This window comes from Devosia sp. YR412, from assembly GCF_900110945.1.
GTDB lineage: Bacteria > Pseudomonadota > Alphaproteobacteria > Rhizobiales > Devosiaceae > Devosia.
In genome coordinates this window covers 148,087-173,097 of the sequence record NZ_FOFL01000002.1, presented here as the reverse complement: position 1 = coordinate 173,097, position 25,011 = coordinate 148,087, and the positions used below count along the sequence as shown (strand labels likewise).

20 protein-coding genes are annotated in these 25,011 nt (G+C 62.7%); 8 read left to right on the top strand and 12 right to left on the bottom strand.

Going from position 1 to position 25,011, the window contains the following annotated elements; translation table 11 throughout:
• Positions 1–79: 79 nt before the first annotated feature.
• Positions 80–508: a winged helix-turn-helix transcriptional regulator gene (locus tag BM045_RS07145; protein WP_092181477.1), complete on the top strand. Its 429-nt coding sequence runs from the start codon at positions 80–82 to the stop codon at positions 506–508.
• Here the strand turns inward: BM045_RS07145 and BM045_RS07140 are convergent, their stop codons facing one another.
• From BM045_RS07140 to BM045_RS07125, 4 genes are all read right to left on the bottom strand, one after another.
• Entirely contained in the window at positions 509–1,516 is a 1,008-nt protein-coding gene (locus BM045_RS07140) for a YcjF family protein (RefSeq protein WP_092181475.1), read from the bottom strand. It lies immediately after the preceding gene.
• Positions 1,513–2,964, bottom strand: coding sequence for a YcjX family GTP-binding protein (locus BM045_RS07135; RefSeq protein ID WP_092181473.1), 1,452 nt, complete (start codon positions 2,962–2,964; stop codon positions 1,513–1,515). Before BM045_RS07135 ends, BM045_RS07140 begins: the two co-directional genes overlap by 4 nt.
• A gap of 57 nt (positions 2,965–3,021) precedes the next feature.
• Positions 3,022–3,942: a homoserine O-succinyltransferase gene (gene metA / locus BM045_RS07130; protein ID WP_092181470.1), complete on the bottom strand. Its 921-nt coding sequence runs from the start codon at positions 3,940–3,942 to the stop codon at positions 3,022–3,024.
• Between the two features lie 64 nt (positions 3,943–4,006).
• Positions 4,007–4,873 (bottom strand): ATPase, encoded by an 867-nt coding sequence (locus BM045_RS07125; RefSeq protein ID WP_092181467.1) that lies wholly within the window; start codon positions 4,871–4,873, stop codon positions 4,007–4,009.
• A gap of 228 nt (positions 4,874–5,101) precedes the next feature.
• Between BM045_RS07125 and BM045_RS07120 the strand changes: the two genes are divergently transcribed.
• From BM045_RS07120 to BM045_RS07110, 3 genes are all read left to right on the top strand, one after another.
• Positions 5,102–6,883 carry a flagellar hook protein FlgE gene (locus BM045_RS07120; RefSeq protein WP_092181464.1) on the top strand — a complete coding sequence of 594 codons (1,782 nt, stop codon included), beginning with the start codon at positions 5,102–5,104 and terminating at the stop codon, positions 6,881–6,883.
• A 62-nt stretch (positions 6,884–6,945) separates the two neighbouring features.
• Entirely contained in the window at positions 6,946–8,808 is a 1,863-nt protein-coding gene (gene flgK / locus BM045_RS07115) for a flagellar hook-associated protein FlgK (protein ID WP_092181461.1), read from the top strand.
• Between the two features lie 15 nt (positions 8,809–8,823).
• On the top strand, positions 8,824–10,449 hold the full coding sequence (locus tag BM045_RS07110) for a hypothetical protein (RefSeq protein WP_092181458.1): 1,626 nt from the start codon (positions 8,824–8,826) through the stop codon (positions 10,447–10,449).
• Between the two features lie 307 nt (positions 10,450–10,756).
• Here BM045_RS07110 and flaF read toward each other — a convergent pair whose 3' ends face one another.
• The 8 genes from flaF to BM045_RS07070 form a co-directional block, all read right to left on the bottom strand.
• Positions 10,757–11,122: a flagellar biosynthesis regulator FlaF gene (flaF, locus tag BM045_RS07105; protein ID WP_092181455.1), complete on the bottom strand. Its 366-nt coding sequence runs from the start codon at positions 11,120–11,122 to the stop codon at positions 10,757–10,759.
• On the bottom strand, positions 11,073–11,498 hold the full coding sequence (gene flbT, locus BM045_RS07100) for a flagellar biosynthesis repressor FlbT (protein ID WP_092181452.1): 426 nt from the start codon (positions 11,496–11,498) through the stop codon (positions 11,073–11,075). The genes flaF and flbT overlap by 50 nt, the downstream gene beginning before the upstream one ends.
• A gap of 115 nt (positions 11,499–11,613) precedes the next feature.
• Positions 11,614–13,398 carry a flagellin N-terminal helical domain-containing protein gene (locus tag BM045_RS07095; protein ID WP_092181449.1) on the bottom strand — a complete coding sequence of 595 codons (1,785 nt, stop codon included), beginning with the start codon at positions 13,396–13,398 and terminating at the stop codon, positions 11,614–11,616.
• 213 nt (positions 13,399–13,611) lie between these two features.
• Complete coding sequence (locus BM045_RS07090; RefSeq protein ID WP_092181446.1) at positions 13,612–15,405, bottom strand: flagellin N-terminal helical domain-containing protein; 1,794 nt, start codon at positions 15,403–15,405, stop codon at positions 13,612–13,614.
• Positions 15,406–15,616: 211 nt separating this feature from the next.
• A complete protein-coding gene (locus tag BM045_RS07085; protein ID WP_139198738.1) occupies positions 15,617–15,961 on the bottom strand; it encodes a hypothetical protein in 345 nt (114 codons plus the stop codon).
• A 105-nt stretch (positions 15,962–16,066) separates the two neighbouring features.
• A complete protein-coding gene (locus BM045_RS07080) occupies positions 16,067–16,534 on the bottom strand; it encodes a hypothetical protein (protein WP_092181440.1) in 468 nt (155 codons plus the stop codon).
• A complete protein-coding gene (locus tag BM045_RS07075; protein ID WP_092181437.1) occupies positions 16,531–16,848 on the bottom strand; it encodes a rod-binding protein in 318 nt (105 codons plus the stop codon). Before BM045_RS07075 ends, BM045_RS07080 begins: the two co-directional genes overlap by 4 nt.
• Before the next feature lie 2 nt (positions 16,849–16,850).
• Positions 16,851–17,924 carry a flagellar basal body P-ring protein FlgI gene (locus BM045_RS07070; RefSeq protein ID WP_244522957.1) on the bottom strand — a complete coding sequence of 358 codons (1,074 nt, stop codon included), beginning with the start codon at positions 17,922–17,924 and terminating at the stop codon, positions 16,851–16,853.
• A gap of 297 nt (positions 17,925–18,221) precedes the next feature.
• On the opposite strand from BM045_RS07070, the gene BM045_RS07065 reads away from it, so the two are divergent.
• The 4 genes from BM045_RS07065 to BM045_RS07055 all read left to right on the top strand — a co-directional run bounded on the left by BM045_RS07065 (position 18,222) and on the right by BM045_RS07055 (position 25,001).
• Positions 18,222–18,641, top strand: a complete 420-nt coding sequence (locus BM045_RS07065; protein WP_170848418.1) for a flagellar assembly protein FliX — start codon at positions 18,222–18,224, stop codon at positions 18,639–18,641.
• Between the two features lie 151 nt (positions 18,642–18,792).
• Positions 18,793–19,212: an RNA polymerase-binding protein DksA gene (dksA, locus tag BM045_RS07060; protein ID WP_092181429.1), complete on the top strand. Its 420-nt coding sequence runs from the start codon at positions 18,793–18,795 to the stop codon at positions 19,210–19,212.
• 58 nt (positions 19,213–19,270) lie between these two features.
• Positions 19,271–19,414: a hypothetical protein gene (locus tag BM045_RS18860; RefSeq protein WP_170848417.1), complete on the top strand. Its 144-nt coding sequence runs from the start codon at positions 19,271–19,273 to the stop codon at positions 19,412–19,414.
• Between the two features lie 103 nt (positions 19,415–19,517).
• Positions 19,518–25,001: an alpha-2-macroglobulin family protein gene (locus BM045_RS07055; RefSeq protein ID WP_092181427.1), complete on the top strand. Its 5,484-nt coding sequence runs from the start codon at positions 19,518–19,520 to the stop codon at positions 24,999–25,001.
• Positions 25,002–25,011: the final 10 nt, after the last annotated feature.

Sequence of the window (25,011 nt, the reverse complement as noted above, 5' to 3'; positions counted from 1 at the left end):
TCCGTTGGTAACTGACGCTATATGAGTGACCAGCTAAATTGCGGCAAGACGGCACTTTTTCGAAACACGAGGCACAAAAATGAAACCGGCTGAGCCCCATATCCACAATGACTGCAGGCCGGTTGGCGAGATCCTCCATCAGATCGCCGGCAAGTGGACGGTGCTGATCATCAACCTGCTCAGCGGGGGTCCGCTCCGCTTCTCCGAGATCAAGAAGCAGATCGGCGGCATCAGCCAGAAAGTGCTGACCGCGACCTTGCGGGAGCTGGAGATGGACGGCTTCGTGACCCGCACGGTCACGCCATCGATTCCCCCGCGGGTGGACTACGAGCTGACTGAACTGGGTTATGACCTGCAGAAGCCGCTGAAGATTCTCGGCGCCTGGGCGGTCGACAACCGGCCGCGGGTGCTCGAGGCGCGCGGGCGCTATTTCATGGCCCATCCCGAGGCCAAGCCGCAGCCCAAGGGCAAGGTGGCGCATCGCCCGCTGATGCAGGCGGCTGAATAGCTATTTCGGATCGGCGGCCAGCTTGGTGAGTTCGGGAATGAAATCCCGCACCATCGGCTGTTTCTGGGTTTCGAAGGGCAGGGGGCGGACGACGCGCATGGCGGCGATGCCGACGCGCACCGTCATCAGGCCATTGACCACGCCTTCGCCCAGCCGGGCCGAGAGCTTTGCGGCGATGCCCTGGCCGACCAGTTGTTCCACCACGCCATCGGTCAGCACCAGACCGCCGGTGACGGCGAGATGGGCGAGGACGGCACCGGTCAACCGGAAGAAGCCGAGCAGGCCCGGACGGGCGCCATAGAGCGCTGCAATGGCCCCGGCGAGGCGGATGCTTTCGTAAATGACGAAGGCGATGTCCACCAGCGCCCGCGGTGACACGGCGGTCACCAATGCCACGCGGCGGGCCGATGCGGCTGTCAGGCTCTTGGCGCGGGCGTCGAGCGGCGCCATCAGGCTGCGTTCGGCCAGCGCTACGGTTTCGTGGCCATCGAAGAGATGCTGCAGGCTGTCGGTGACATTCTGCCGGGCGCGGGCCAGATCGGGCCGCGCCGCGTAAATGCCGGTCAGATGTTCCACCACGCGCCTGGCGCGATGTACGTCATTCTCAGCCGTGGCCAAGGCGGCGTCGCGCTTGAGCGCATCCAGCACGCGCAGGCGGCGCAGCGCAAAAATTTCGCGTGCGGTCAGGGCCAGTACGGCGACGAGGAAGGCGCCGAGCACGCCCAGCCCCAGCCAGCCCAGCCATTCATTGGCGGCGAACAGGTCGCGGATCAGGCGGTCTGCCGCAAGGCCGAGACCGGCCGAGACCAGAACGCCACCCGTGGTCCAGGCGAGACGTCCGACCCAGCCCATGCGGCGCGGCGTCGGCGCGATCAGGGCATCATCTTCGGCGGCATCGAATTGCGGTTCGGCAACCACGACATTGGCCGGCGCAAAGGCTCGCGGCGCGCGATAGGCCTCGGTGTCGTCGGTCAGGGTGGTGGTGGGGCGGGCGATCGGGCGTTTCATGCGAGCCAGTCTCCGATCAGATAATCCAGCGCCCGGTCGAAGCGGATATGCGGCAGCACGACATCGCCGCTGGCATTGAGCTCGAGTTTTTGCGGCCGGGTGAAGCGCAGGAAGTTCAGCGCAACAGGATTGCCGTCCTCGAACAGTGAATCCGGCCGCTCCGGCAAGTCCCCGGGAAATAAAGCGATTTCTGTTCTGCCGTCATAGCTCACGCCATCCAGCACCTCGCCGGCCATCGGCGTGCCGATGATGGTCGGCAGGGTTTCTCCACCTTCGCTGATCGTGCCTTCGCGGGTGGCGCGGATACCGGCCAGCGCAATGGACTTGGTCTCGGCGCCGGCAAAGCGGGCCCGCTTGCTGGCATTGGACACCAGGCGATTGAGAATGCTCTCCAGCCTGTCGTGGCTGGTGTGATGCACATGGTCGGCCTTGGTGGCCGCAAACAGGATCCGGCCGATCTTGCGCACGAAGGGCCGCAGCAGCGGATTGGTCTCGCCCTGGCGGAAACAGCCGAGCACGGCGGTCAGCGCGGTTTCGAGATCGGCCACTGCCGTCGGCCCGGCATTCAGCGCGCGGAGCGTATCGACCAGCACGATCTGGCGGTCGAGCCGGGCGAAATGCTCGCGGAAGAACGGCCGCACCACCTGGTCCTTATAGGCCTCGTAGCGGCCTTCCAGCATGGCATAGAGGCTGGTGCCGCGCACCGCCTGCCGTTGTGGCGGCAGTGGTGCAAAGGTCAGCGCCGGCGAGCCTTCGAGATCACCGGGCAGCAGGAACCGGCCCGGGGGCAGGGTCGACAGCGCGCCATGTTCGCGCGAGCGGCGCAGATAGTCGGTAAAGGCCGTGGCCAGCCGTTCGGCATCCACGTCCCTAGCATCCTTGAGCGGATCGATTTCTTCGAGCAGCTTGAGGAAGGGTCCGGCCTCCTTGCCTGAATCTGGACGGTCGGCCCGGTCCAGCGCCTCGGCGCTCCATTCGGCAAAGCTGAGGCCGAGCAGCGGCAGGTCGAGCAGCCATTCGCCGGGATAGTCGACGATGTCGAGATTGACCGTGGAAGGTCCCGTCATGCCCGCATACCAATGCTTGGACTGGAACTTCAGCACCAGCCGGAGCTGCGAGATCCGGCGCGTGCTTTCCGGCCAGAACGGCGTCTTGCCGGTCAGCGCCGCCAGGTGCTGCTCATAGGCAAAACGGGGGATAGTAGCGTCGGGATATTCGGCGAGCTTGGCGCCGATAAACCGCCCCTCGGTCAGCGGCGCAAAGCCGGGCAGGCGGCCGCCTGTAAGAAGGTTGTGCACCAGCGCGGTGATGAAAATCGTCTTGCCGGCGCGGCTAAGGCCGGTGACGCCGAGCCGCAGCGTCGGCGTAAAGGCGCCGGTGGCGGCGTCGGCCAGGTTGGAAAGGGCTATGCCCAGTTCGTCGACAATGGTCGTGGGAGGCTGGGGCACGCGCGGGTCTCTCTATCTCTGGCCAAGATAGGGACTTGTCCCGCGCGTTCAAGCAGTTCAGACTTCGCCGCTACCGATCTTGCTCATCTCGTACGGCGTCGTCTGGTAAATCTCGTTGATCCAGTTCTGGAACAGCAGATGCGCATGGCTGCGCCAGCGGTTTTCCGGCACGGCGCTGGTGTCGCCATTGGGGAAGAGATTGGCCGGCGGCGCCGTGCCCAGCCCCGCTTTGACGTCGCGCTCATATTCGTCGGCCAGTGAGCGGTTGTCATACTCGAGGTGGTTAAGGAAATGCACGGCGCGGTGCTTGTCGTCGCCCAGCATGGAAATGCCGATTTCCGCATTGTCGATCAGCACTTCGAGATCGGCGCCCAAGGTCGTGCGGTCGATGTCATTATAGCGCGACACCGGGATCATCGGGCTGTCGGAAAAGCCGCGCAGATAGGGCGAGCGCGGGTTGACCACCTGATGGCGGAACACGCCGAAGGCCTTGTCGACCATGCGGTAGCGCTGTGCGCCATGGAAATGGTGCAGCGCCGCCTGCGCGCCCCAGCAGATGAACATGGAATGGTGCACATTGGTTTGCGTCCAGTCCATGATTTCGACCATCTCGTTCCAGTAGCGCACCTCCTCAAAGGGGATATTGGCGATAGGCGCCCCAGTGACGATGAAGCCGTCGAACTTGTGTTCCTTCACCTGGTCCCAGGTCTTGTAGAAGGTCTTGAGATAGTCTTCCGAGGTGTTCTTGGACTGGTGATCGGTGATGCGCACGAGCGTCAGCTCTACCTGAAGCGGCGTCGAGCCGATCAGCCGGGTGAACTGGGTTTCGGTGCGCTCCTTGTTGGGCATCAGGTTGAGCAGGCCAATGGAGAGCGGACGGATGTCCTGCCGCGCGGCGCGGGTTGAATCCATCACATAGACGCCCTCGTCTTCGAGGGTCTTGCGGGCGGGCAGGTTGTCGGGAATTCGAATAGGCATATCAGCCTCTTGAGAGGATTTGATGGAAAAGCGATTCAGGCGGCGCGTCCCGCGTAGGGGCGCGCTAGCGCATTCGCTTTTCGATTGCCGCAGCCATCAGATCGATAAATTCATCGCCATCCCGGACCGTCGCCAGGTCCGATGCTTCCACCACATAGCCGAAATTGTCGGCCAGCGCCTGGTAGCGCGGCAGGCGGTCATGCAGCAGCGCTTCGAACCCCCAGGCGCCGAAGCCGGCCGGATCGACGTCGCAGTCTTCGACGATACCGTTGATCAGCTTGTACTGGGCCCATTTCTCGACGAGGAAGGGCGGGCGATAATACATCGGCTTGGGCGCCTGCTTGAAGCGGCGCACCAATTCGGACGCATCCTTGCCGGTGCCGCGGATGTAGAGCAGGGCCGTGGAGGCGGCCAGCGCCTTGACCACCGGATCTTCCGGGTCGGTCGGATCGATCACCTCGATCAGCGAGCCGCCGGTATCGGCGATGAAATCGTCATAGCCATAGAGCGTCTTGGCGCGCTCGATGAAATGGGTGACGTCCTTGAGTGCCGCGACCTCGGCAATGCGATGCTGCTCCTGCCGGCGCTGGTATTCGCCTAGCGGCAGGCCGCCCTTGTCCGGATTGCCGGGGGTGCCGAGATAGGTCGACAGCGGATCCAGATTGTCGAAGGTGATGTTGGACGAGATATAGATCGAGTCCGAGCGCAGCAGCTGGCGCAGGAAGGGCACCTTCATGGCCTCGGCCTTGAAGTTGTCGACGATGAACTCGCCCATATAACGCGTGCCGATGCGGTAATCGGCCGAATAGTGAAACCAGTTGCTCGAGCGCAGCATGTTGCTGAGCCGCGTCTTGCCGACGCCGGCCATGCCGAACACGGTTACGGCGCGGCGTGGCGCCTTCACGAACTCATCAGCAGACTTGAACAGCATGGCGGCCCCGAATGTGTGGGCTAGGGAATAATGCAAGCGCTGCCGCTTCACAAGCTGGGCGGCAATTTCTGCCGCAGGCCCGGACTCAATTGCCGGTCCGGGCTGTCGGTTACCATCAGCCATCTAAAATAACTCAATGAAATCAACGCCAAGCCCAGTTGGCACTGTACTTGCTATTATACGGTCGAGCAGTCGCAACCAGGCGCAAAAAGTTTCAAGGAGTTTTCGATGGGCATCTATGGCGCGCTTTCCAGTGCGGTGACCGGTCTGCGGGCCCAGTCGCACGCACTTGAAAACATTTCGGGCAATATCGCGAATTCGCAGACCACGGGTTACAAGCGCATCGAGACCGATTTCCTCGACCTGATCCCGGATGCCCCGATCAAGCGCCAGGTTCCCGGCGCCGTGCTGGCCCAGTCGCGCGGCACCAATGATATCGCCGGCGATATCAAGACCGTCTCCAACGAGACCTATATCGCGCTCAATTCCAACGGCTTCTTCGTGGTCGAGCCCAAGGTCGGCCAGTCGGACGGCAATTCGGTGTTCGCCGGTACCAATTTCTACACCCGCCGCGGCGACTTCGAGATCGACAAGGACGGCATGCTGGTCAATGGCGCGGGCTATTACCTCAAGGGCCTGCCGATCGATCCGGGTACCGGCAATATTTCCGGCTCGGTGCCGGAAGTCATCAAGCTGTCCAACGCTTTCCTGCCGGCGCAGCAGACCAATCGCATCAACTACCAGGCCAACCTGCCGCAGATGCCCAAGCCGACCGCCTACAAGGCGACCGTGCCAAACAGCGAGCTGTTCCGTGCTGCCGACTATGTGCCGGGCGCCACCTTCTCGCCTGCTGTGTCGCAGGGCTCCTGGGGGCCGGCTGTTGCCGATCTGACCGGCGATCAGCTGACCGTGTCGATCGGCGGCTCGCCCTTCACCTATCACTTCCAGCAGCCCGTCGCCCCGGCAACGCTTCCGACGGGCAATGCGACCAATATGTATATCGATACGTCGCTTGCCCCCAACAACACCATGGCGGGCATCGCATCGACGATCCAGACGCATATGCAGACCCGCACCGGGGCGGGCACGGCGACCGTGGCCTTCGACACGGGCACCAATAATCTGACCGTCACCCTGCCGTCGACCACGGGCGTTGCCCTGTCGGTGACCAAGCTCGATGCGGCCACCGGCTCGACCTCGGTGGCCTTCACCGATACGCCGGCCACCAGCTCGGTGCCCTACGGCCAGGCTGTCAACGAGATTCCGGCCAACAAGAACACCCAGTTCCTGTCCAACTCGATCTCGGGCGGCGCGATCACGGTCTATGCCGAGAACGGCGCGCCGGCCAACGTGCAGATGCGCTGGGCCAAGGTCAGCAATGCCGATACCGGCGGTGGCGACGTCTGGCACCTCTACTACATGTCCAATAGCGAAGCGACGCCGACCCAGACGCAGTGGACCCGCGTGCAGGAAAACTTCCAGTTCGCGCCCAATGGTTCTCTGGCCTCGCCGACCAATGGCCAGACCACCTTGAACAACCTGACCGTCAATGGTGTCAATATCGGCGATGTCGAGTTCCGCTATGACACCAATGGCCTTTCCCAGTTCGCTGACGTCAACGGCACCGCCAATGTGTCGACGCTGAACCAGAACGGCTATGGCGCCGGTGAATTCATCTCGGTGGCCATCAATGACAATGGCCGCGTCGTCGCCACCTATTCCAATGGCGAACGCATCGACATGGCCCAGGTGGTGACGGCCGAATTCAACGCCATCAATCAGCTGAAGCGTCTTGATGGTGGTGTGTTCACTGCCACCTCGGAATCCGGCGAGGCCATCCTCGACCTCTCCGGCACCGGCGTTATCGGCGGTTCGCTCGAAGCGTCCAATACCGACATTTCGGACGAGTTCACCAAGCTGATCGTCACCCAGCAGGCCTATGCCGCGGGCACCCGCATCGTCTCGACAGCCGACGAGATGCTGCAGGAAGCCCTCAACATGATCCGCTGAGACCAGCAAAGGCAGTAAGCCCGGCGCGTCATGCGCCGGGTCGGTAGGGAAGGGCGTTCGAGATGGGTCTGACGACATCACTGAACAATGCGGTCAGCGGACTGCGCATCAACCAGGATGGCCTCGGCGTCCTGTCGCGCAATATCGCCAATTCCGGCACGCCCGGCTATCACCGGCAGTCCCTCAATGTCGTCGACTACAATTCGCAGAGCTCGAGCTACGCCCGCTCGATCGGCACCACCCGCGTCTTCAACTCCAGCCTGCAGGCCTATTACAACCGCCAGGTCTCGGACACGGCAAATTCCGGCGTGCAGGCCAGCTATCTCGACCGCCTGCAGGGCTTCATGGGCAAGCCCGGCTCGGCCGGCTCGCTCGATACGCTCTATGGCAGTCTCAAGACCTCGATGCAGGCGCTGGCCACCAGCCCGGACGACTATACCGTCCGCGCCGGGGCGCTGGGCGCGGCGCAGACCATGGCCGAGACGCTGAACCGGCTTTCGGGCAATATCCAGGTGATGCGCGCCGAGACCGAAGGGCAGATCGCCAACAGCGTTCACCAGCTCAACGGCATGATCACCTCGCTTAGCGAAGTGAATGCGCGCCTGCTCGACCTCGGCATGACCGATGGTACGCGCGCCACGCTGCAGGACCAGCGCGATCGCCTGGTGGCCGGCATTGCCGAAAAGGTCGACATTACCGCCGACTACCGTTCCAACGGTACCGTCGCGCTGATGACGCGTTCGGGCGTCGGCATTCTCGACAGCGGCGCCTCGACCTTCAGCTTCGAGAGCGCCGGTACGCTGGATGCGACCTCCGAATTCGATCCCGATCCGGAAAAGACCCGCGTCGGCAAGCTGACCCTCACTACCCCGTCAGGCCTGACGCTCGACCTGGTGCAGCAGGGCGTGCTGCAGGGCGGCGAACTGGCTGGCCTCGTCAATCTGCGCGATCGCACTCTGGTCGAGGCGCAGTCGCAGCTCGACGAGATCGCTGCCGGCCTGGCCCAGGCCTTCTCGACCAACCAGACGGCGGGCACCGCCATCACCGGCGGCTATGCGGTTAATGCCGGCGGCATGCTGCCGGGCAATTCCATGACCATGAGGGTCAAGGTCGACGGCGTCGAGCAGACCATCAAGCTGGTCAATACCACCCAGACTGACGTTGACTATCGCGATGCCAGCGGCGCGCGGGTCATCGGCATCAATCTCAGCAATGGCACAACCGATGCCGACAAGGCCGGCAATGCCGCGGCGCAGCTGCAGAGCAAGTTCGCCAGCTCGACCGATACCGAGCCGGCGCTGGCCGTGTCGGTCAGCGCGACCGGCGCCAGCCTGCAGTTCACCGGCAATGGCACGACGGTTCCGACCGGCCTCACCAAGCTGAGCTCGGCCACGGCCATGCAGGGCGATGGCCTTGCCATGCCGCTGTTCGTCGATAGCGGCAACTCCGTCTATAGCGGCAAACTCGATGGCAATCCGCCGCAGAAGCTGGGCTTTGCGGGCCGCATCAGCATCAATCCCCAGGTCATCGCCAACAACCAACTGATGGTGCAGCATACGGTCGGCGGCACGCTGGGCGATGCCGACCGTGCCAAATTCATTCTCGACCAGCTCGATACGATGAAATTCGTCTCCGGCGATGGCCCTGCCATTGCCAGCGACCGCTTCTCGCTCAGCGGCAATCTCGGCGATGTCATTTCGCAGGTGATCAGCTTCCAGGGTTCCTCGGTCAATGCCGCGCTGAGCAAGAGCGACGACCGCCAGCTGACGCTCGATACCATCACCGATCAGATGCAGAGCGAATATGGCGTCAACGTCGATGAAGAAATGGCGCGGCTGATGGAGTTGCAGAACGCCTATGCCGCCAATGCCCGTATTGTGTCGGTGGTCAAGGAACTGCTGGACACCCTGTTTGCGACGACCTGAGGAGCGTAACCCCAAATGATCGTCAACAAGTCCATGTTCCCGCTGCAGACCAGCTTCGGCGTCATCTCCAAGATGCAGGACAAGTTTGCCACGCTGCAGATGCAGCTCGGCACCGGCGAAAAGGCCTCAAAGCTCTCCGAAATGGGCAGCGATCTTCCCATGTCGCTATCGGTGCGCTCGCGCCTCAGCGCCATCGAGGGCTTTTCGGGCAATATCGATACGGTCAACCTGCGCCTGAGCTTTCTCGACAAGACCATGACGCGCTTTGACAAGATGGAAGGGGAGGCCCGCAATGCGGCCATTCCCGGCCAGTATGGCACCGGCGGCATCAATATGGCGACGCTGCCGAGCCTCTCGGCCGCGCGGTTCGACGAAATCGTCACCATGCTTAATGAAGACGTGGCCGGCCGCTATCTGTTTGGCGGCAGCGTCACCGACAAGCCGCCGCTGCTCGACGCCGATACGCTGCTCAATGGTGCAGGCGGCAAGGGCGGTTACAACCAGGTCGTCGACCTGCGCCGCAGCGCCGATGGCGTCAACCCGACTGCTCCGGATGTGGCCGGCCGGTTGAACTTTGCTGCCGGCGTCGATCCGGTGACGCTGCAGGAAGATGGCGCCCATCCCTTCGGCTTCAAGCTCTCGACGGTCTCCAGCACCGCCGCCACCACCGCGGTCACCGTGACCCAGCCGGGCACCACGGCGCCGCGCAATATCAGCGTCGACTTCATCGCCAATCCCGCCAGCGGGGATAGCATCAGCATCGGCCTGACGTTGCCCGATGGAACTGAGACGCAGGTCAAGTTGACCGCGACCACCGAAACCCCGGCGCCGACTGGCTCCTACACTATCGGCGCGACACCGGCTGACACGGCGCTGAATTTTCAGACCGCCTTGGGCGCCTCGCTCGGCCGCACCGGACAGACCGATTTGCGCGCCGCCTCGGCCTTTGCCGCTGCCAATGACTTCTTCCACGAAGACGGCGTGCCGCAGATCCCGGTGACCGCGCCCGGCGATACCAAGCCCACCTCGCTGGGCTCCGGCGCAGCCTCGATCGTGCAATGGTATTCGGGCAGCGACAATCCCAACCCGCGCCAGAGCGTTTCGACGGCGGTGGATGACTCCAGCCGGGTCAATTACGGCATGCAGGCCAATGAGAGCGGTTTCCTCCGCCTCATCCGCTCGCAGGCGGCGCTGGCAGTCTCGACCTATCCTTCCGAGGAGCAGGTCAAGGCTGATCTCGAGCCGGTCCGCGTCGCCGCCATGGCCCAGCCCGAAGGCCCGCTGCGCACCGCCGCGCTGGCCGACTATGACAAGCAGGTCCAGGAGAAGTACCGGCTCTCGACCGGCTTTTTCGACGGCATGGCCAGCCGCCAGCAGTCCGAGCTGTCCGAGTCCCACAATAGCGAAAAGGGCTCGATCGAAATCGTCACGATGGATATCGGTCTAGCGCAGAAGTCGCTTGAAAATGCCACCACGCGCCACACCAACTACAAGGCCCAGCTGGAGAACCTGCTGAGCGATATCGAGACGGTGAGCAAGGAAGACGTGGCGATGGAAATCCTGGCGCTGCAGACTCGCCTCCAGGCCAGCTATCAGACGACGTCGATGGTCAGCAAGCTGAGCCTCGTGAACTTCATCTGACGGCTCTCCAAAGCCCGTCTGACCGACTGATCCCCGCGCAAGCGGGGATTTCTTTTGTAGGGCGTTACCTACGGACCCGTGGCCTAGCCATCACCCCACCCGACCCCTCCGGGGCCACCCTCCCCATTCAGGGGAGGGATAGGACAGCTCAGCGGACTCGATGCCTCTTATCCCTCCCCCTTGTGGGGAAGGTGGCTCCGAAGGGGTCGGGTCGGGGAGGTTTGAGCACCACGTTGCGGCCAGCGAACAACACCCCCAAAAACACAAAAAGCCCCGCAATGCGGGGCTTTTCAAATTCATCGGCAGCTTACATGCCGCGCAGGCCGGAGGCGATCTGGCGGTTGAGGCGCACCAGCACTTCGAGCTTCTGCGGCTGGGGCTCCAGCAGCATTTCGCGGGTCTGGTTCATGACGAACAGGCCGAGGTTGGCAATGTTCTGGCGGACGTCGATCGGCAGGACGCTGTCTTCCTTGGTGACCGAGGTCATGAAGATGGTCCAGAGCTTGCGATTGAAGTTGAGCGCGGCCTTCAGCTCGTCAAAGCTGTTCGGCCATTCGTCGCGAACCTTCTGCAGCGAGGCTGCGGCGCGCATGAGCAGGGCCGACTCCCGTTCCCGCGAGGATTCAACGACTTTCGCCGTCTGATGGTAGGCTTTCGCGCCTTGCTGATACATTGGAGAGCAAATCCTGTTCGTAGTCGATAAGCTTCTGGGCAGCCTTGAGAGCTTTGTAGAGCTGCTCGGTTAATATCTCGTTGTTGATTTGGTTAACTAACGAGATGGATGATGGCACCGCCTTGATGAACTCGTTCACCAAGGCAAAATACTGGTCGCGGGCGGTGGAAATGTCCTCCTCAATGTACATCAGCTGCACCGCCAGATAGATGCGCTTGGCTGGCGTATTGGCGGTTTCCGCGGTGAGAATGTCCTTCTCGCGCAGGATGGGCACCCGTCCGTCGATGAAAAGGCGCGTCCGCTGATCCGAATTGGTGATGATGCAATTGCCGACGAGCAGTTTCTCGCCGGGCTTCAGTTCGACCTTGAGCGCCATTCTGTGCCTCCAGTGCTGGATTCTTCCAGCTGATCTTATGCGCCGTAGCGGCGGAAACAAGGAAGGCGGACCATGGGTCCGCCTTCGGATTATGCCGTATGGAAAAAGCGCTGGATTACTGCAGCAGCTGCAGCACGCTCTGGTCGGCCTGGCTGGCCAGCGACAGCGACGATGAGGACAGCGACTGGCGGGTCTGCAGGGCCAGAAGGTTCGCCGCTTCTTCGTTCATATCTGCCAGGGTCAGGTTGGCAGCGCCGGTTTCCAGCGTGTTGATCATTTCCTTGGTGAAGTTCTGGCGGTTCTCGACGATCGACAGGTTCGATCCGAAGGTGCCGGACTGCGAGCGCACGTCATTGAGCGCCAGTTTGATATTGGCGATCAGGTTTTCGATGCCGACGTCGCTGTCGAGGTCTTCTTCGGTGATGTCGAAGACATTGAGGCTCGCGGCGTTCAGCGCCTCGCCATCCTTGGTGCGGATGTCGATGGAGGAGGTGCCGGTCTCGTTGAAGGTGATCTTCAGGTTGTCGCCGCGCAGCAGGTTGATGCCGTTGAACGAGGCGTCATCCGAGGTCTTGTCGAGCTGATCGCGCAGCTCGTTGAACTGGCTGGCCAGGTCGCCGCGGATCTTGTTGCCGGCGATCTGCGAGGCGCCGGTCGAATTACCGTCGATATCGCCGGTCGAGTTGACGCCGTCGATCTTGAGCGCCTTTGTGCTCAGGTTTTCAATGCGCAGCTTGCCGTTGTCGTTGGAAGCGCGGATCTTGGTGTTGAGCATGTCCGAGGCATTGATCTCGCGGACCAGCGTGTCGGTGGTCTTGACCTCGTTGATCGCGGCCAGCGTGGTCACAGTGCCCGATGCGCGAACGCCATTGGTGGTGGTCGCAGCGGTCAGGCCGGCGGTCGCCAAGCCTGCACCGGCAAGGGTGAAGTCAGCGCCATTGGCGGCCGTCAGGGTGATCTGGTTGGTCGCACCCGTCGCCTGGATGCCGTACTTCTGGCCGGCAGCGGAATTGTTGATCGCCTCCTTGATGGCCGTGGCATTCTGGGCGTCGGTATTGCCGGCCGGCGTCGCCGGAACGGTGACGCTTTCACCATTAATGGTGAATGAGAAGGTCGCGAGTGCGCCAGCAGCAACCGCAGTGCCGGGGCCCGCCGTGGCAGCCGTCGCAGTCGTATTGCCCGCTTCGAGGCCGATGTAGCGCGCCGTGTTACCGGTGCTCCCCAAGGTGATGGTCTCGCCCTTCGAGCTCTGAATGCTGAGCTGGCCATCGATGACCTTGGCCGAGATTCCCGAAGTGCCGCCGGTGCTGGACAGGTGATTGTTGATCTTTTCGGCCACGGAAGCGGCCGTATCGGTCGCCGAGAAGCTGAAGTTCACCGCGATATTGCTGTTCAGGCTTGCGGCCTGGATGGTGACATTGCCCGCTTCACCGGCAGCGCCATTATTGGCAAAACCATTGTTGCCGCTGATCACCTTGCTGTGCAGCTTGACCTGCTGCGGCGTACCGAAGGCGCCGTCCGAGAAGGTCAGGTTTTCCACCGCGCCATTGCCGACGACACTTGGGTCGAGATTGAACGACTGGGTCTGGAAGCTCTTGTCCTGGCGCGCCTGGCGCAGCGTCGACTGCATCGATTCCAGCGTCTTGGTGATCGAGGTCAGGCCGTTATCGGCGGCTTCCAAGGTCTGGATGCCATTGGCCATCGAGTCCATCAGCGAATTGAGATCGCCGGCGCGGCTATTGAGCGAGGAAGCCGTGAAGAAGTTGGTCGGATTGTCCAGGGCCGAGTTCACCTTGTTGCCCGTGGCCAGGCGATCCTGGGTCTTGCCCATCATGGTGGCAGTGTTCTGCAGCGAAAGCAGGTTCGACCGAACGGCTTTCGAAAGAGAGATATCGGACATGGTCGTTCCTTCTTCACGGTGCCGATGGTCGGCTCAGTCCCCGATTCCGGGGTTGAGACTTTATTAACCTCGTGAATCCTAACAGGTCGTTAACCATGAATTTCCATTAACCATAAGCAATACGCTTGGTCCGTGGGCCTAAACTGCTGAGAGGGAAGGGGAAAACGAAAAAAGGCGGGCCGAGGCCCGCCTTTCAAGATTTTTAAGAACCGCTTAACGGAGCAGCTGGAGGACCGACTGGTCGGCCTGCGATGCCAGCGAGAGCGAGGAGCTCGACAGCGACTGGCGAGTCTGCAGGGCCAGCAGGTTGGCAGCTTCTTCGTTCATGTCAGCAAGCGTCAGATTGGCACCACCGGTCTGCAGGGTGTTGATCATGTTCTTGGTGAAGTCCTGGCGGTTCTGAACGATCGACAGGTTCGAGCCGAAAGCCGACGACTGCGAACGGACATCGTTGAGAGCGGTCTTGAGGTCGCCCAGCAGAGAGTCGATGGTCGCGTCGCTGTCCAGGTCTTCTGCCTTGATGTCATAGACACCCATGTTGGCAGCATTGACCTGTGCGCTGCCCTTGGTCGAGATATCGATCGAGGACGTGCCGGTTTCGTTGAAGGTGATCTTCAGATTGTCGCCGCGCAGCAGGTTGATACCGTTGAACGAAGCGTCATCGGCAGTCTTGTCGAGCTGATCGCGCAGTTCGTTGAACTGCGAAGCCAGATCGGCGCGGACGGTGTTGCCGAGGATCTTGGTGGCAGCGGTCGAAGTACCATCGACCTTGCCGTTGGAGCCGACGCCATCGATCGTCAGGTCCTTGGTGGACTGGTTTTCGATACGCAGCTTGCCGTTGTCGTTGGAAGCACGAACCTTGCCGGTCAGGTCGCTGTTGCCGTTGATCTCCGCGACCAGCACGTCGGCCGACTTGATCTGGTTGGTGGCAACGGCAGCCTTGACAGCGCCGGCACCGCGAACACCGTTGGTGGTTGCTGTGGTGTCAGCGATGTTGAGCTTTGCAGAGGTGCTTGCGCCAGAGACGGAGAAGTTCTTGCCGTCAGCCTGGGTCAGCGTCAGCGTACCGGTCGCGTTGGAAGCGGTGACACCCGCCTTGATGGCTGCAGCCGAACCATTGATCTGGGCGATGAGGTCAGCGCCGTTTGCTGTCGCATCAGCGGTAGCGTTGGCGGTGATCGCCACGTCTTCGCCGTTGATCTGGAAGGTAAAACCAGTCGCGGTCGAGGTGCCGACGGCGCCTGCACCAACAGCAGTTGCTGCGACCTTGCCCGTGCCGGCAGTGACGTCGGCAGAGTTCAGACCAATGTATTCTTCGTTCGTGCCGGTGATGGTCACGGCCGAACCCTTGGCGTTGACGATTTCCAGCTGACCGTTGGTGACGCGCGCCGAAACGCCGCCCTTGGGGTCGACCGAGTTCAACTGGGTGTTGATCTTGGCAGCAGTGGTTTCTGCGGTGTCAGTGGCGGAGAAGTTGACGCTGACGGTCGCGTTGTTGTTCAGGTTGGAGGCCTGAAGGGTCAGCGTGCCGGCACGGCCAGCGGTACCTTCAGCAGCGAAACCGCCGCTACCGGTCGAAACCGAGTTGTGCACGCGCACGGCTTGGTTGGCATCGAGGGCGCCGCCCTTGAAGGTGATGCTGCGAGCGGTGCTGGTGCCCAGGGTTGCTGCGTCCAGTTCAACCGACTGGGTCTGGAAGGACTTGTCCTGGCGGGCCTGGCGCAGGGTCGACTGCATCGATTCCAGAGTCTTGGTGATCGAGGTCAGGCCGTTGTCTGCAGCTTCCAGGGTCTGGATGCCGTTTGCCATGCCGTCCATCAACTGGTTCAGGTCGCCGGCGCGGCTGTTGAGGCCCTGGGCGGTGAAGAAGTTGGTGGGGTTGTCGAGAGCGGAGTTCACCTTGTTACCCGAGGCCAGCCGATCCTGGGTCTTGGCCATCATGGAGGAGGTGTTCTGGAGGGAAAGCAGGTTCGAGCGAACGGCTTTCGAGAGCGAGATATCGGACATAGGTCCATCCTTTTCTAGGAGTACGCAAACTTTAACGCCTCTTTCTGAGGCAGGCCGATCCTCATCCGGCAGGCCATAACGAACCGTTAAATCCGTGATGAATCTTTGGGCAAAATGAGAACGACATCACACTGGGCCAAAACAAGAAAAGCCCCGGAAACCGGGGCTTTCTGATTTGGGCCGAGGCCCGATGGCAATCACCATGTATTAACTAGACCGTCAGGTCCTTGAGCCGGGCCTGCGATTCCTCGGGGATCGGGCTGATGCCGATGCGCCGGAACAGCTGGCTCATGGTCTGCGGTGCCGGGGACAAGGCACCCGAGAGCACTGCAGCCGCAAAAGATGAGGACGATTGCTTGACCGGCGGTTCCGGCTGCGCGGGCGTGCGCTGCTCGCTGCCGCCGAACTGGGCGTCCTCGCTGTTCTTGGGTGTTGCGGGGGCGGGTGGGGCGCTATCGGGCAAGATGCTGCGCTCACCGCCCGGGATCGGGCGGCTGCGGAGTTCGATCAGACTGCTCGCGGCGATTGGCTGTTCTGCCATAACTGCGGAGATCATGATGCTGTCCCTGCAAGGAATTACGTTCTAGCAGACAGCAATAAGCCTCCAGCAGTTGCTTGGTGTTTACAGCAAAGGACTCGATTTTACTTAAATGAGAGGTAGTTACAGCGCACGATTGACCGCAATGCCGCGTGCCGAGCTGCTCGGGTCCACGGCGATGGTGCCTGCGCGGCCATAGGCCTTGGCGCGGCTTTGCTGGCCCACAACCTTGGCGACGTCGGTGAGCAGGTCTTCCGTCACCATGCGGGCCGTAGCCAGCACGCGCAGGTTCTCCGCCATCTGGGTGGCCAGACGCTCGTGACCCTGGCGCAGCCGGGCAATCGCCTCTGGCGCCTGGCTGGCCAGCCGCGTGCCCTGGCGCTGCACCGAGCGGGCAAAGCCGACATAGTCCTGTGCCAGCCGCGCCTTTTCCGGCGTCAGCACGCTGGCCTGCCGCATATGGCCGGCACGGAGCAGGGTGGTTTCCTGGTTCATAACATTGACCAGAGCAGCCAGGGCGATTTCGGCCATCTGGCACAGTTCATCGGCGGGCAGGCTATCGAGGGCGGCAAGGCGTGCGGCTGCGGTCATTTATAGGCTCCCGGCAATTTGTTCTGATTATTGGCTGCTTCCTGCATGGCGAGCAGGTCGGGCAGCAGTTGTTCGGCAATGCCCAGGCCACCGTTCTGGGCCATGGTTGAGGCGATCTGTTCGGACTGCATCGAGCGCCAGGTCTCTTCGCCGAAGCCGCCGCCCATGACGCTCTCGTCGGTCTTGATCGAGGAGAACAGTTCCTTGGTCAGCGTATTGAGAAAGACGCCTTCGAGTTCTTCGGCCTGCGCCTTGACCTTGGCATATTGACCTTCGGTCAGGGTCGAGCCGGGCTTGCGGGTAATGATGTCCATCGTCACAGCACCTCGATTTCGGCCTGTAGCGCGCCGGTGGCCTTGATGGCCTGCAGAATGGCGATCAGGTCGCGCGGCGAGATGCCCAGAGCATTCAGCCCATCCACCAACTCCTGCAGTGTCACCGATTCATTGACCACGGTGAGGGCGGTGTCGGAGAGATTGGCATTGAGCGTGGTATTGTCTTCCACGGCCGTCACGCCATTGCTCAGCGGCGCCGGCTGCACGATTGTGGGGTCTTCGGCAATGGTCACCGTCAGGTTGGACTGGGCCACGGCAACGCTCGAGACGCGTACATCCTTGCCCATGACGATGATGCCGGAATTCTCGTCGATGACGATCTTGGCGACCTGGTCGGTCTGCACCATCAACTGTTCGATATCGGTGAGCAGGTCGACGATATTGCCGTTGAAACCCGGGGGCAGGGTGACGCGCACTGTGGCCGGATCTTCCGGCGTCGCGGTCGGGGCGCCGATGAAGTCATTGACCGCCAGCGCAATACGGCGCGCCGTGGTGAGGTCCGGATTGCGCAGCGCGAGGCGCAGCGAGGTCTGGGCGCCGAGGTGGAAGTCGATCTCGCGCTCGATCATGGCGCCGGAAGAAATGCGGCCGGTTGTCGGCACGCCGGAGATAATGGAGGCCGAGTCACCTTCGGCCTTGAAGCCGTTGATGGTCACCGGGCCCTGGGCAATGGCATAGACCTCGCCATCGGCGCCGAGCAGCGGCGTCACCAGCAGCGTGCCGCCCTGCAGGCTGTCGCTATCGCCCATGGCAGCCACCGAGACATCGATGCGCGAGCCCTGGGTGGCAAAGGCGGGGAGGTTGGCGGTAACCATGACGGCGGCCACATTGGCGGTGCGGACATTCTCGCCCGCCGTGTTGACGCCGAGGCGTTCCAGCATGGATTGCAGCGACTGCCGGGTGAAGGGAGAGTTGTTGAGGCTGTCGCCGGTGCCATTGAGGCCGACCACCAGGCCATAGCCGACCAGCTGGTTTTCGCGCACGCCTTCGAAGTCGACGATATCCTTGATACGGGCCGAAGCCGCGCTGGCTTCAAGAGCGGGCAGCATCACCATGGTCAGGGTGAGGGCTCCGGCGAAAAGCGTGCGCAGCAGTGATTTGTTCATCAGGCATCCCCGTCGTCTCGCCGCTCCATCCCCATGGGCGACATTCGACGAGGTCATTGCGAAAACCGTGCCAGTTTCTTCCTTGTGTTGTACAGTATTGAATTTAATAGGAAATTTGAAACTGACTGTAGCTGGTTAGGCGACGCATTCCGGTCGCTAAGCAATTCTTGCCGGGCGCGTTAAGGCCTTGTTAACGGGTAGCGGCAGATTTTGCCGATGAGGCTTGCAAACCAATTGAGTCCCAGCTTGCGCATCGACACCACCAATCGAACATCCGGAATTGGCCGCGGCACTGCCGCGGGCCGCACCGGCTCGGGCGTCGATTTCGTGCCGGCCGGTGGCGAGGCGCCGGCGCGGGTGGCGGGCAATATGCCGGCGCAGGCCATGACTGGCTTGGATTCCATCCTGGCGCTGCAGGCTGTAGACGAGCCGCTGACCGGCAGGAAAAAGGCCGTCCGGCGCGGTGCGTCCCTCCTCGATATGCTCGACGAGATCAAGGTGGATCTGCTGATGGGCAAGGTGAGTGTGGATAGTCTCGACGGCATGGTTTCCATGCTCGGCGAGATGCGCGAACGCACTTTGCCGGGCCTCGATAGCCTGCTCGATGACATCGAGCTGCGCGTGCGAGTAGAACTCGCCAAATTCGGCCGTTACCCGCCCATCTGACTGTCGGTCATCAAATTGTCGCCAGTTCTCCGCTAGAGGCCTTTGGCCTAGGCACTTTTCCGCATTAAGGACCTGCGTTCTCGATGCTTGCCCGAGGCAGGCGAGGCGCATATATAGGCCGCTTAGGGGCGCATGGGAGTTGAGTCTGCTGATGTCTTCGGTTGCAGAAGTAATTGAATACCGGCCCAGTGACGACGAGCCGTTTATGAACCCGCGGCAGCGGGAATATTTCCGGGCAAAGCTCAATGCGTGGAAGGATGACATCCTCCGCGAGAGCCGGGAGACCCTCGAAAACCTTCAGGAAGAGTCGCAGAACCATCCGGACATGGCCGATCGTGCCAGCTCGGAAAGCGATCGCTCGCTGGAACTGCGGACGCGCGATCGTCAGCGCAAGCTGATTTCCAAGATCGACGCAGCCCTGAAGCGCATCGACGACAATACCTATGGCTATTGCGAAGAGACCGGTGATCCCATCGGAATCGCCCGCCTCGACGCCCGCCCGATCGCCACCCTGAGCCTCGAAGCCCAGGAAATGCACGAGCGCCGCGAAAAGGTCTACCGGGACGAATAGTCCGGAGAATTTGAAAAGGCCCGCAGCGATGCGGGCCTTTTTGTTTCAGGGGGCAGCAATGAGCGAAATGTTCTATTTGCTCTTTATCGGCAATGCCGTGGTTCTCTGTGGAGCGGCTGCGCTAGGTGCTTATCTCATGTCGCGCGGAGATGAAGCGCAGGCCAGGGCTGAAGCCGAGGCCAGGCGGAACGAGCGCTGCTAAAGTCCTTCCAGCCGGTATTAATATTCTGCTAACCGGCTACTTCTTGTCTTGCTTCCGTCAAGTCGCCGCGCCCATATGGTGCCGTTGAACTTGGGAGGGCAACATGCTGCAGGTGGTCTCGAAATTGCGCTGGCTTGGGCTAGCGCTGATGCTGTCGCTCGGTGTCTCCGGCGCCACTGCGGCCGATACCAAGGTCACCCTGCTCGAAAATACCGACCTGCCGGGCTTTGACTATTCCATCCTCAGGGATGTCGATCTCGACGCCTGCACGGCCGCCTGCACTGACGACAATATCTGTCGCGCCTTCACCTTCAATGCCCAGTCCAACTGGTGCTTCCTCAAGGGCCAGGTGGGCGATGAGACCCAGTTCAACAATGCTACCTCTGGCCGCGTCAGCCGTGCGCCGTCGCCGGCGGTCACCGAAGCGGTGCGCCAGGCCGAACTGCCATTCCCCGCCCAGGATATCATCGACACAGCCAAGAGCTTTGCCACCAGCCTGCCGCAGACTGATGCGCCGCCGCCCAAGGTGACCTATGCCGACCTCGTGACATCAGCCAATGAGGCCATGGCGGAGGACAATGTCGCCGGTGCCATCGTCGCCTACCGCCAGGCCTTGGCCATCAACGCCAATGATCCGGTGATCTGGCAGGCGCTGGCCCAGTCGTCGCTCAACCGCGCCGAGGCCGTTGCCGGCCAGTCCGAGGGCGACAATAGCTATGACCTGGCCCAGACGGCCGCTTCGGCGGCGATGAACGCCTTCCTGCGCTCGACCGAAGCCGTCGACCGTGCCGATGCGCTGGCGGCCCTGGCCAATAGCCTCGAATATCGCGAGATGTGGCGCGAGGCGATTGCCACCTATCGCCTAAGCCTCAGCCTCGCCCCCAATGACGCCGTCTCTGCGCATCTCGACGATGTCGTGGCGCAGAACGGTTTCCGCGTCACCGATCACCTCGTCGATGCCGAGGCCGCTTCGCCGCGCATCTGCGCGATTTTCTCCGATCCGCTGCCGATCGGGCAGGGCGATCTCTCCGCCTATGTCGTGGTCGCCGACACGCCCCAGGCATCGGTTGAAACCGAGCAGGACCAGATCTGCGTCGAGGGCCTGTCGCATGGCGGCCGTTACTCGATCCGTCTGCGCGCCGGCCTGCCGTCGGCCGATGGCGAAAGCCTGCTCAAGGATGTGGTGCTCGACGTCTATGTGCCCGATCGCGCCCCCTTCGTCGGCTTTGCCAACAATGCCTATGTCATGCCCGCTGGTCTCGGCGGCGGCCTGCCGATCACCTCGGTCAATGCCGAAACCGCCGAGGTGATGATTTACCGGATCGGCGACCGCTCCATCGCCACTGCCGTGCGCGATGGCATTTTCCAGGGCAATCTCTCCCAATATGGCGCCGAGGACATTGCCGACCGTGTCGGCGAACAGGTCTGGACCGGCGAGGTCGACCTGGCGCAAGGCGAGCCCAATGCACTGATCACCACCGCCATTCCCGTCGCCGATGCCCTCGGCCAGATGGAGCCGGGCGCCTATGTCATCACCGCCCGCATTGCCAAGGGCAGCGAAGAATATTGGGACGACCAGGCCACGCAATGGTTCATCGTCACTGATCTCGGCCTGACTACGATCGAGGGCGACGACGGTGTGCATGCCTTCGTGCGCGGGCTGAGCGATGCGCAGCCGATCGCTGATGCCACGGTGCGCCTGGTTGCGGTCAATAATGAAGTGCTTGGCGAAGCCACAACCGATGCCGATGGCCGCGCCGTCTTCGCGCCGGGCCTGGCCCGTGGCACTGGGGGCAGGGCGCCACAACTGCTGGTCGCCGAAACCACTGACGGCGACTATGCCTTCCTCGACCTGACCCGCCCGGCTTTCGATCTCACCGATCGCGGCGTCGAAGGCCGTCCGTCGCCCGGTCCGCTGGATGTCTTTGCCACCACCGAGCGCGGCGTCTATCGCCCCGGCGAAGTGGTCTATCTCACTGCACTTTTGCGCGACGAACGCGCCAATGCCGTAACCGGCCTGCCGCTGACGCTGGAAGTCGAACGTCCCGACGGCGTGGTTGCCACCCGTGAAGTGCTGAAGGATGAAGGCGCCGGCGGCTATTTCGCCGCCCTGCCCATGGTTTCTGAAGCCATGCGCGGCTCTTGGACCGCCCGGCTCTATGCCGATCCCAAGGCCGAAGCGCTCTCCAGCACCACTTTTCTCGTCGAAGATTTCGAGCCCGAACGCCTGGCCTTCGAGGTCACTGCTGCCGACGCGCCCTTCGAGGCCGGCGCCACCAGCGAAATCGACGTCGCCGCCAAGTATCTCTACGGCGCCACCGCGCCCGGCCTCAATATCGAAGCCGATGCCATCATCAGCCCGACCACGACGCTGGCGGATTTCCCCGGCTACACCTTCGGCCGCCTCGACGACACCATTGAAACCACCCGCGAACCGCTGGGCGTTGTCGGCACCACAGATGAATCCGGTAATGCCGTAGCCGAAGTGACCCTGCCCGAGACGCAGGTCACCACGCGTCCGCTCACGGCCCAGCTGCTGCTGCGCCTCGTCGACAGCAATGGCCGCAGCATCGAACGGAGCATCAGCCGGCCCGTGCTGGCTGACGGCAATCGCATTGGCATCAAGCCGAGTTTCAGCGACGCCACCGGCTTGGCCGAAGGCAGCGAAGCCAGGTTCGACATCATCGCCGTCTCTCCCGAAGGCGAAGCCGTTGCCACCTCCGGCCTCGACTGGTCGATCTCGCGCGTCGAGACCAACTACCAGTGGTATCGCAATGGCTCGGCCTGGCAGTGGGAAGCCATCACCACCACCCGCGAAGTCGCCACCGGTACGGCCGAAACGCCTGACGGCGGTCCGGCCAGCATCGGCGCCAATGTCGACTGGGGCCTCTATCGCGTCGAGGTCAATGGCGACGACACGTCGGCCTCTTATGAATTCTACGCCGGCTATTATTACGCCGATGCGGGCAGCGACACGCCCGATACGCTGCAGGTTGCCCTCGACAAGCCGGCCTACAAGGTCGGCGACACCGCCAATCTCAAGCTCGATCCGCAGTTCGCCGGCACGGCCCTGATCATGGTGGTCGATAACCGCGTCATCGCCATGCAGGCGGTGGATGTGCCCGAAGGCGGCACCACCGTGCCGCTGGACGTGACCGCAGAATGGGGCCCCGGCGCCTATGTGACGGCTATCCTCTACCGTCCGTCCGATGCCGCCGAAAAGCGCATGCCCTCGCGCGCCCTGGGCCTGGCCTTTGCCGATGTCGATCCCGGTGATCGCCAGCTCGACGTGACGCTGGATACGCCCAGCGAAACCCTTCCACGCCAGAGCTTCACCACCACGGTGGACCTCGGCAATCTCGCAGCCGGCGAAACCGCCTATGTCGCCGTCGCGGCGGTCGATCTGGGCATTCTCAACCTGACCAATTTCAAGGTGCCCGATCCCGATGGCTGGTATTTCGGCCAGCGCCAGCTCGGCATGGATGTTCGCGACCTCTATGGCTCGCTGATCGATCCGACCCAGGGTCTGGCCGGTGCGATGCGCTCGGGCGGTGACGGCGGTTCCTCGCGCACCGGCACGCCTCCGGCCACTTCGGTGCTGGTGGCGCTGCACTCCGGCATCGTCCAGGTCGATGCCGAGGGCAAGGCCACCGTCACCTTCGACATGCCCGATTTCTCCGGCACCGTCCGCGTGATGGCCATGGCCTGGAGCGAGACTTCGGTGGGGCACGCCTCGGCCGATGTGATCGTTCGTGATCCGGTGGTCGTCACCCTCAGCCCGCCGCGCTTCATGCGCGTTGGCGATGAATCGCGCCTGCTGGTCGAAATCGACAATATCTCCGGCGCCGCCGGCAGCTATGGCGTTGCGCTCTCGACCGGCGAGGGCATTGCCACGCCGTCCGGCTCCAACGATGTCACCCTGGCCCAAGGCGAACGCACCTCGCTCGACCTCAAGCTCAACGGCATGCAGATCGGCGATTGGCCGGTGGTGCTCAACATCACCGCCCCCGATGGCACGACCCAGACCAAGGAACTGCTGCTCGGCGTTCGTCCGATCAGCGCCCCCGTCACCCAAAGCCGCCTGTTGCCGATCAAGGCGGGCGACAGCGTCACCGTCGGCAATGAGTTCTTCGACAGCTATCTGGCCAACACCGGCAAGATGACCCTGGCGATCGGCCCACTGGCCCGTCTCGACGTGCCCGGGCTGCTGCTCTCGCTCGACCGCTACCCCTATGGCTGTGCCGAGCAGCTCTCCAGCCGTGCCCTGCCGCTGCTCTATCTCAACGACGTGGCCAAGCTGATCGGCCTCGGCGGCGAAGAGGAGCTGAAGGACACGGTCACCTTGGCGATTGCCGATATCCTCTCCAAGCAGACCTCCGGTGGCGGTTTCGGCCTCTGGGGACCCTTTGATGGCGGCGACCTGTGGCTCGACGGCTTCGTCACCGACTTCCTGCTGCGCGCCAAGGCAGCCGGCTATGCGGTGCCGGAACAGGCCATGACCATGGCGCTGGATAATCTCTCCAACCAGCTGTCCTACGCCGCTGACTTCGACAATGGCGGCGAAGACATCGCCTATGCCCTCTATGACCTGGCCCGCGCCGGCCGCGTCTCGATGGGCGACCTGCGCTACTATCACGAGGCTCGCCTCTCGGCCTTCGGTTCGCCGCTGGCCAAGGCACAGCTCGGCGCAGCACTCGCGCTCTACGGCGATCCGGGCCGTGCCAATTCCGCCTTCGCGGCAGCCCTGGACGCGCTCGGCCAGCCCGACAGCAATCGCTATCGCGGCGACTATGGCACCCGCCTGCGCGATACCGCAGGCGTGCTGGCCCTGGCCGCCGAGTTCAAGCCGGCCAGCGTGGACCTGACGGCTCTGGCCAACCAGCTCGCCAAGCTGCGCGACCGTGCCGACTACACCTCCACTCAGGAAGACAGCTGGACCTTGCTCGCGGCGGCGGCTCTCGGCGCCTCCAGCACCGACGGTTCCATTACCCTCAATGGCGAAGCACTAACCGGCCAGGTCTATCGTTCCATCGACGAGGCTGACTTTGCGCCGCTCGACATTGCCAATACCGGCTCTGCCGGTACCGAGGCCAAGGTGACGGTCACCGGCTATCCCGAAGTGGCGCCGGAGGAATCCAGCAATGGCTTCATCCTGAGCCGCGAATACTTCCTGCCCGATGGCACGCCCGTCGATCCGACCGACGGCACGCTCGCCCAGAACGACCGCCTGGTTGTCCTGCTCACCGTCAGCCCGCAACAGCTCGGCTCCGGCCAATATATGGTCGCCGATCCGCTGCCGGCGGGTTTCGAGATCGAAAACCCCGACCTCTCGGCCGGCGGTGGCGTCTCCGACTTCGGCTGGCTGACGCTGGATACGGCGACGCATGTGGAATCCCGCACCGACCAATATGTGGCGGCCTTCCGCTACTATTCGGACAGCGGTTCGTTCCAGACGGCCTATCTGGTCCGCGCCGTCTCCCCCGGCACCTTCGTGCTGCCGGGAGCCACGGTTGAAGACATGTACCGGCCCGAATACCGCGCTAACACGGCAGCCGGTTCGATCGAGGTCACCTCCACCGGGCCATGAGCGACGGGGC